This is a genomic window from Bradyrhizobium sp. STM 3809 (assembly GCF_000239795.1).
GTDB lineage: Bacteria > Pseudomonadota > Alphaproteobacteria > Rhizobiales > Xanthobacteraceae > Bradyrhizobium.
The window spans coordinates 1-8,123 of the sequence record NZ_CAFJ01000345.1; the positions used below are offsets into that span (position 1 = coordinate 1).

General features: G+C 67.0%; 8 protein-coding genes. 6 read left to right on the forward strand and 2 right to left on the reverse strand.

The annotated features are described in order from the left end of the window. Together BRAS3809_RS37375 and BRAS3809_RS37380 are read left to right on the forward strand one after the other, a co-directional pair. Nucleotides 1–210 (forward strand): hypothetical protein (locus tag BRAS3809_RS37375; RefSeq protein ID WP_035656792.1); only part of this gene is annotated, 210 nt, incomplete at its 5' end. Continuing rightward, nucleotides 207–533, forward strand: coding sequence for a hypothetical protein (locus BRAS3809_RS37380; protein ID WP_008963623.1), 327 nt, complete (start codon nucleotides 207–209; stop codon nucleotides 531–533). The genes BRAS3809_RS37375 and BRAS3809_RS37380, both read left to right, overlap by 4 nt. A 185-nt stretch (nucleotides 534–718) precedes the next feature. Here BRAS3809_RS37380 and BRAS3809_RS18620 read toward each other — a convergent pair whose 3' ends face one another. After that, nucleotides 719–1,918, reverse strand: a complete 1,200-nt coding sequence (locus BRAS3809_RS18620) for a pyridoxal phosphate-dependent aminotransferase (RefSeq protein ID WP_008963624.1) — start codon at nucleotides 1,916–1,918, stop codon at nucleotides 719–721. A gap of 179 nt (nucleotides 1,919–2,097) precedes the next feature. Here BRAS3809_RS18620 and BRAS3809_RS18625 point away from each other — a divergent pair, with 179 nt between their 5' ends. Both BRAS3809_RS18625 and BRAS3809_RS18630 read left to right on the forward strand, forming a co-directional pair. After that, entirely contained in the window at nucleotides 2,098–3,498 is a 1,401-nt protein-coding gene (locus tag BRAS3809_RS18625) for a M48 family metalloprotease (RefSeq protein WP_008963625.1), read from the forward strand. A 98-nt stretch (nucleotides 3,499–3,596) separates the two neighbouring features. Beyond that, on the forward strand, nucleotides 3,597–4,361 hold the full coding sequence (locus BRAS3809_RS18630; protein ID WP_008963626.1) for a DsbA family protein: 765 nt from the start codon (nucleotides 3,597–3,599) through the stop codon (nucleotides 4,359–4,361). 84 nt (nucleotides 4,362–4,445) lie between these two features. On the opposite strand, the gene BRAS3809_RS18635 is transcribed toward BRAS3809_RS18630, so the two are convergent. Continuing rightward, nucleotides 4,446–5,117, reverse strand: coding sequence for a GntR family transcriptional regulator (locus BRAS3809_RS18635; protein ID WP_008963627.1), 672 nt, complete (start codon nucleotides 5,115–5,117; stop codon nucleotides 4,446–4,448). A gap of 130 nt (nucleotides 5,118–5,247) precedes the next feature. Between BRAS3809_RS18635 and tcuA the strand changes: the two genes are divergently transcribed. Further along, on the forward strand, nucleotides 5,248–6,663 hold the full coding sequence (gene tcuA, locus BRAS3809_RS18640) for an FAD-dependent tricarballylate dehydrogenase TcuA (RefSeq protein ID WP_008963628.1): 1,416 nt from the start codon (nucleotides 5,248–5,250) through the stop codon (nucleotides 6,661–6,663). After that, nucleotides 6,650–7,753 (forward strand): tricarballylate utilization 4Fe-4S protein TcuB, encoded by a 1,104-nt coding sequence (gene tcuB, locus BRAS3809_RS18645; RefSeq protein WP_008963629.1) that lies wholly within the window; start codon nucleotides 6,650–6,652, stop codon nucleotides 7,751–7,753. The genes tcuA and tcuB overlap by 14 nt, the downstream gene beginning before the upstream one ends. Nucleotides 7,754–8,123: the final 370 nt, after the last annotated feature.

The following is an 8,123-nucleotide window of genomic DNA, read 5'->3' on the forward strand; positions in this document are numbered from 1 at the left end:
AGCGGCGGCCCCGCCGGCGTGGACGGCGCGGCGGCCGTCGCCGCCGTGGTGGCGCGGAAGAAGGTCTCGCCGCATCGATCGGTGATGAACTTGCGCCGTCATCGGTTTCGGAGGCCGAGGCCGCAGTTGCGGACTTCGACGGCAACGGCGCGCCACACCATGACGCACAGCCTGACGAACCTGTCGCCCCGGCGCATGCTGCGGCGGTGACGGAGATCGACGAGGCCGTCGCGCCTCGCGCCACGCCGGCCCCCGAGGCCGCTGCCGCTGAAGCGGTGGTGCAGGATGCCGAGGCGGCCAAGACTGAGACCGAGAAGACTCCGCGGCGGTCCACCGTGCGCGAGAAGGTCAGCTTCGTCACCGAGCCGAAGCCCGATTCGACGGCGTCCGCCGTGAATGTCGCCGAGAGCAGCCCTGCCCCAATCGCGCAAACTCCGGCCTCCGAGCCGGTCGCGACCGAGACGGAACAGACCACGCCTGCCGCCCCGCGCCGGGCCGGCTGGTGGTCGCGACGCTTCGGTGGCGGCCAGTAAATCGCTCCGCCGATCAATGCCTAAGTTGCAAAACGCCCGGCCGATCGGCCGGGCGTTTTTCGTCGAGACCGGGCCAGCGAATGCGGCTTGCCGCTGCTCAGCGGCCACCTTCGTCGTCCCGGGCGTCCACCGGACAGCCGTCGCGGCCGGGTCGATGACAACCGAGACTGGTCGAAGGCCCTGCCCTAGCCCAGCCAGCGTGCGATCCGGTCGACCGCCTCGCGCATGTCCTCGGCCGAGCGCGCATAGGAGAAGCGGACGAAGCTGCGGCCGTGGATCGGATCGAAGTCGACGCCCGGCGTGGCCGCGACATGCGTCTCTTCGAGCATGCGCTTGGCGAATTCGAAGCTGTCGGTGGTGAAGTCGGAGACGTCAGCGTAGAGATAGAACGCGCCATCCGCCGGCAGGAACCGGGTCAGGCCGGCCTTCGGAAAGCCCTCGATCAGGATGCGGCGGTTCTCCTGATAGCCGTGCTTGATCGCCTCCATCTCGGCGCGGCCATCGAACGCGGCCTCGGCCGCGATCTGCGACAAGGTTGGAACCGAAATCGCAAGATTCTGCTGCAGGCGTTCGATCGGACGGACCAGCGCATCCGGCACCACCATCCAGCCGATGCGCCAGCCGGTCATGCAGAAGTATTTCGAGAACGAGTTGATGATCAGAGCCTCGCGCGACAGCTCCGCCGCGGTGACGGCCGGAAACGCGTAGTCGAGCCCGTGATAGATCTCGTCGGAGATGAAGCGGATGCCGGCCTCGCGCGCCGCCGCGATGACGCCGCCGAGCGCCTCGCGCGACATCATCGTCCCCGTGGGATTGGCCGGGCTCGCCACCAGCACGCCCTTCAGCGGCGTCTTGCGGTGCGCCGCCAGCAGCGCCTCGCCGGTCAAGGCGTGACGGTTCTCGGCGGTGGTCTCGATCAGCACCGGCTCGCAGCCGAGCGCGGTCAGGATGTGACGATACGGCGGATAGCCCGGCACCGTGACGGCGACGCGATCGCCGGGCTCGAACATCGCGAGGAATGCGAGGATGAACCCTGCCGAAGACCCCGTGGTGATGACGATCCGCGCCGGATCGATCTCGCAGCCATGGGTCTCGCGATAGTGGCGTGCGATTCGCTGACGCAGCGACGCGACGCCCAATGCGGACGTATAATCAATGCGGGCTTGGTCGAGCGCAGCATGGGCAGCGGCGATCGCGGTGCGCGGCGCCGGCGCGGCCGGCTGGCCGACCTCCATGTGAATCACATGGCCGCCGCTCGCCTCGATGCGCTCGGCCGCCGCCATGACGTCCATCACCATGAACGGCGGAACATCGCTGCGGGCGGAGGGCGCGGTCAGGCTGGCGATCCGCTGTTCCAATGTCGGTATCACTGTCGCATCCACCATCGATTTCTGCTATTGACCCCGGCTGTTCGGACCCGCTCGTTCAACCCGCCGGCGAAGGCCCCCAATGAACAGGTCGTGTGGGCTGATTTGGGGATCCATTCGCCGCAGATGAGCCGCATTCCGCAGTTTGGTGGGCAATAGCCCGTATCGAGCCTCGCGCCAATTGCAAAGATCGCCTGATGTTGCTCCGTATCGTGCTTCGCAAGAATCTGTCCCGCTTGTGTGCCGTGCTCGTCGCAGCCGCGATGGCGATCGCGCCGCTGGCGCCGGCCTCTGCGCAGCAGGGCAAGGGACCGCCGATCCTGCGCGACACCGAGACCGAGGTGCTGCTGCGCGAATATACGCGGCCGATCCTGCGCGTCGCCGGGCTCGAGAAGCAGAACATCCAGATGGTCATCATCAACGACGCGTCCTTCAACGCGTTCGTTGCCGACGGCCGCCGCATCTTCGTCAATTATGGCGCGATCCTGCAGTCGGAAAATCCGAACCAGCTGATCGGCGTGCTCGCGCACGAGACCGGCCATCTCGCCGGCGGCCATCTCGCCAAGCTGCGCCAGCAGCTCGCCACCGCCCAGACCCAGATGATCATCGCCACCATCCTCGGCGCCGGCGCGCTGGCGGTCGGCGCCTCCCGCGGCGGCGGCAATGGCGGCCTCGCCAATGCCGGCGCTGCGACGCTGTCGGCGCCGGGCGAGGTGATCCGCCGCTCGCTGCTGTCCTATCAGCGGCAGCAGGAGGAGAACGCCGACCGTGCCGGCGTGAAATTCCTCACCGCCACGGCGCAATCGCCGAAGGGCATGTACGAGACCTTCAAGCGCTTCACCAATGAAAGCCTGTTCGCCGCCCGCGGCGCCGATCCATATCTGCAGTCGCACCCGATGCCGGCGGACCGCGTCGAGGCGCTAGAAGGACTGGCGCGGCAGTCGCCCTACTGGGACAAGAAGGACGACGCCGCACTGCAGCTGCGCCACGACATGGTCCGGGCCAAGATCTCGGCGTTCATGGAACGGCCGGACACGGTGGCGCGGCGCTATCCGCTGTCCGACAACGGCCTGCCCGCCCGCTATGCCAGGGCGATCTCGACCTATCTCCACGGCGACCTGCGCAGCGCGCTGAGCCAGATCGACGCGCTGATCCAGGTGCAGCCCAACAACCCCTATTTCTACGAGGTTCGCGGCCAGGCCCTGCTCGAAGGCGGCCGCCCGACCGAGGCGATCGCGCCGCTGCGCAAGGCCGTGCAGCTGTCCAATAACGCCCCGCTCATCGAGATGTTACTTGGCCAGGCCTTGGTGGCATCGGAGAACAAGGCCTACACGGAGGAGGCGATCTCGATCCTGCGCGCGGCGGTGGCGCGCGAGTCCGAGGCGCCGCTCGGCTACGCCCAGCTCGCAATGGCCTATGGCCGCAAGGGCGACTACGCCGAGGCTGACCTGGCCTCGGCCCAGGCGGCCTTCCTGCGTGGCGACAACAAGACGGCGCGTGAGCTGGCGTCGCGGGCGAAAACCCGCTTTGCCGTGGGATCTCCCGGATGGGTCAAGGCGGACGACATCGTCGCGTCCAAGCCGCTTTCGAGCCAGTAGAACGACCGATTTGCTGCTAATATCACCGCAGGCTTACCAAGATACCATGAACCGATCTCGACAAGGACCCGATCATTTTGACCAAGAGGACCTCCTTCATGCCGTCATTCCGCACGCTCCTTCCCGCGGCGCTGCTCGCGCTCTCGCTCAGCGGCGTCCCGCAGGTCGCGACGGCACAGAGCATCTCCGACAGCCAGCGGGGCGAGATAGAGACCATCGTCAGGAACTATCTGATCGCGCATCCCGAGGTGCTCGAGGAGGCGATGGCCGAGCTGCAGAAGCGGCAGACCGCGGCTGAGGCGGCCAAGCATGAGGCGAGCATCGCCAAGAACGCCGACACGATCTTCAACTCGCCGCGCGGCGTCGTGCTCGGCAACAAGGACGGCGACGTCACCTTCGTCGAGTTCTTCGACTACAATTGCGGCTACTGCAAGCGCGCAATGGCCGACATGATGGAGCTGATGAAGAGCGACCCGAAGCTCAAGGTCGTGCTCAAGGAGTTTCCGGTGCTGAGCCAGGGCTCGGTCGAAGCCGCGCAGGTGGCGGTCGCGGTGCGCATGCAGGCGCCGCAGAAATATCTCGACTTCCACCAAAAGCTGCTCGGCGGCCGCGGCCAGGCCGACAAGGCGCATGCGCTGGCGGTGGCCAAGGATCTCGGCCTCGACGTGGCCCGGATCGAGAAGGACATGGCGAGCCCCGAGGCCAAGGCGACGATCGAGGAGAACTTCAAGCTCGCCGAGGACATGGGCATGAACGGCACGCCGAGCTACGTGATTGGCAAGCAGGTCGTGGTCGGGGCCGTCGGCGTCGAGGGCCTGCGCGAGAAGATCAGCACCGCGCGCTGCGGCAAGGCGACCTGCTGAGCCCCTGCTCGTCGCGGTTTGAGACACGAAAGGCCGGCTGGAACAGCCGGCCTTTTTGTTTGATCAGCAGGCGCCGCTCCCCTGTCACGCCGTCAGTTTCATCCCGAGCCGGGTCCGCAGCGCCTCGCGGATGTGGCTGCGCGCGATCGCCTCGGCGCGGTCGGGATCGCGGGCGGCGATCGCCTCGATCAGCTCGGCATGCTCGGCAGCGGCGGTGACAGGACGTCCCTCGGCGGCAAAGGTGGTGGTGCCCAAGAGGGAAATCGCGACATGCATGTCGGCCAGTGCGGAATCGAGATAGCGGTTGCGCGCGGCGCGCTGGATCGCCCCATGCATCAGCCGGTTCAGCCGCGCGAGCTCGGCTGCCTCCCCGTCCGCGGCGACGAAGCGGGCATGAATGTCGCGGAGCGCCGCGACCTCGGCCGGCGCAGCGTATTGCGCGGCCAGCCTTGCCGCCGCGCCTTCGAGAATTTCGCGCATCGCATAGAGCTCGAGCACCTCGCTCGGATCGAGACTGCGGACGATGAGACCGCGGCCGCCGGCCGGCTGCACCCAGCCCTTCGCCATCAGCCTCCCAAACGCTTCGCGAACCGGCGTGCGGCTGACGTCCAGCCGCTGCGCCACCTCGTCCTCGCGCAGCCGGTCGCCGGATCGGTAGACGCCGGTCTCGAGCGCCTGGCACAGCGCGCGGAACACCGCCTCTCCCAATGAGACGTTGTCGCGGTCGATCGTGAGCGTCGGCGCATCGGCGGTCATGAACGTCACTGTCTCACAGCCCGGCCATCGGGAAAAGGTGGGTTGCATATTTTTGTATACAATAGTATACGAATTTTGGGTGGCCGGTCCTGCTGGCCGCCCCTGCCCATCTCCCGAGAGAGATCGCGTCATGACGACCGACGGCGACATCGCTGATCATGCCAAAACCTATGACGTCGTGGTCGTCGGCGGCGGCAACGCGGCCCTGTGTGCCGCCATATCGGCGCGCCGCGCCGGTGCCTCAGTCATCGTGCTCGAGGCCGCCTCCAAGTTCTACCGGGGCGGCAATACGCGCCACACCCGCAACATGCGCTGCGCCCACGATGCGGCGACCGCGACCCTGAGCGGGCCCTACACCGAGGAGGAATTCTGGGACGACCTGCTGCGCGTCACCGAGGGCCAGACCAACGAGCAGCTGGCGCGCATGATGATCAGCAAGTCCAAGGACATGCTCGATTGGATCGTCGAACAGGGCGTGCGCTTCCAGCCCTCGCTCGGCGGCACGCTGAGCCTGGGACGGACCAACTCGTTCTTCCTCGGCGGCGGCCGCGCGATGCTCAATGCGCTCTATCTGACGGCGGAGCGTCTCGGCGTCGACGTGCGCTATGAGGCCGAAGTCGTCGGACTTGAGATCGACGGCACGCGTTTTCGTGCAGCGATCGTCCAGCAATCCAGCGGCAGGATGCGGATCCGCGGCAAGGCGCTGGTCGCGGCGGCCGGCGGCTTCGAATCCAACATCGACAAGCTGGTCGAAGGCTGGGGCGACATCGCGCGCAATTTTCTCATTCGCGGCACGCCGAACAACCGCGGCACGGTGCTGGACATGCTGCTCGGCGCCGGCGTCGACAGCATCGGCGATCCGACGCAATGCCACGCCGTGGCGATCGACGCGCGCGCGCCGAAATATGATGGCGGCATCATCACCCGGCTCGACTGCGTCGTGTTCGGCATCGTCGTCAACAAGCACGCGCAGCGCTTCTACGACGAGGGCGAGGACGTCTGGCCGAAGCGCTACGCGATCTGGGGCCGGCTGGTCGCCGCCCAGCCCGACCAGATCGCCTACATCATCTTCGATGCCAAATCGGCCAATCTGTTCATGCCCTCGCTCTATCCTGCGATCCAGGCCGACAGCATCACCGAGCTCGCCGGCAAGCTCGATCTCGATCCCGACAGGCTCGCGGTGACCGTCGCGGAGTTCAATGCCGCGGTGCGCGACGGCAGCTTCAACCCCGACATCCTCGATGATTGCCGCACCGAAAACCTGACGCCGCCGAAATCGCACTGGGCGCGGCGCATCGAGACCGGCCCGTACTACGCCTATCCCGTGAGGCCCGGCATCACCTTCACCTATCTCGGGGTGCGGGTCGATCACGAGGCGAAGATGATGATGAAGGCCGGCGGCCCGGCCGACAACATGTACGCCGCCGGGGAGATCATGGCCGGCAATGTGCTCGGCCGCGGCTATGCCGCCGGCATCGGCATGACCATCGGCAGCGTGTTCGGACGCATCGCAGGCACGGGAGCAGCACGACATGCAGCGCAGTGAGGCGTTGACCGAGGCGGATCGGCTGATGACGATCTGCAATTCCTGCCGCTATTGCGAGGGCCTCTGCGCCGTGTTTCCGGCGATGGAGATGCGCCGGTCATTCACGTCGGGCGATCTCAATTATCTCGCCAATCTCTGCCATTCCTGCGGCGCCTGCTATGTCGATTGCCAGTTCTCGCCGCCGCACGAATTCGACGTCCGCGTCCCCGCCGTGCTGGCCCGGGTGCGGCGCGAGAGCTACGCCGACTATGCCTGGCCGCGCGCGCTCGCCCCGATGTTCAAGCGCAACGGCCTCGCCATCGCGCTGACCGCGGTGCTGAGCATCGCCCTCTTCATCCTCGGCTTCGTCGCCTTCAACGATCCCACGGCGCTGCTGCAGAGCCGGCATGGTCCCGGCTCGTTCTACGCGCTGATGCCGCACAACACGATGGCGCTGGTGTTCGGCGCGGCCTTCCTGTGGGCGGTCATCGCCTTCGTCATGGGCGCGCGCGCCTTCTGGAACGACATCGGCGAGCCGCACGCCACGCTCACCCGACCGCAGCCATTGCTGCGCGCGGTGCGCGACGCCGGCAGCCTGCGCTATCTCGATGGCGGCGGCGTCGGCTGCTACAACGAGGACGAGAAGCCCGATGACACCAGGCGCTTCTATCATCATCTGACGTTCTACGGCTTCCTGCTCTGCTTCGCCTCGACCAGCGTCGCGACGCTCTATCACTACCTCCTGCAGCGCGAGGCTCCCTACCCGCTGTGGGATCTGCCCGTGGTGCTCGGCACGCTCGGCGGCCTCGGCATCGTGATCGGCCCGCTCGGGCTCTATGCCGCGAAGGCCAGGCGCGAGCCGGCGATGATGGACGACGGCAGTCGCGGCATGGATGTCGCGTTCCTGGCCATGCTGGTGTTGACCGGCGTCACCGGCCTCGGCCTTCTGCTGTTGCGCGAGACCAGCGTCATGGGCCCGCTGCTGGCGCTGCATCTCGGCGCGGTGTTCGCACTCTTCATCACCATGCCCTACGGCAAGTTCGTCCACGGCCTGTATCGCTTCCTGGCGCTGGTCCGCTACGCCAGAGAGCGCCACGCGGCGGCCGTGTAGTCCGCCGGAACAACAAGGTCGCGCGCGTCGAGTCCGGCTTTCGTCATGCTGCATTCATGACCCTGAGCATCCGTTCATAAAGTTGCGATCCGGGAGATATTTTCGGAACGATCGGAGCCGTGCGGAACGACTCCAACCTCCTGCCGTTGTCGGCGCGGGCAGTGCCAATGATGAGGAGGATCGAGGATGACTAATCGCTTGATGGTATCAGTTGCTGCAATCGCGCTCCTGGCGGGTGCGAGCTTTGCTCACGCTCAAGGCGGCGCGGGCGGTGCCGGCGGCGCAGCCGGACAGTCGGGCGGCGCCGCGATGCAGGGCGGTGCGAGCGGTGGCGCGGCCGGTGGAGCCTCGAGCGGTGGCATGAACGCGC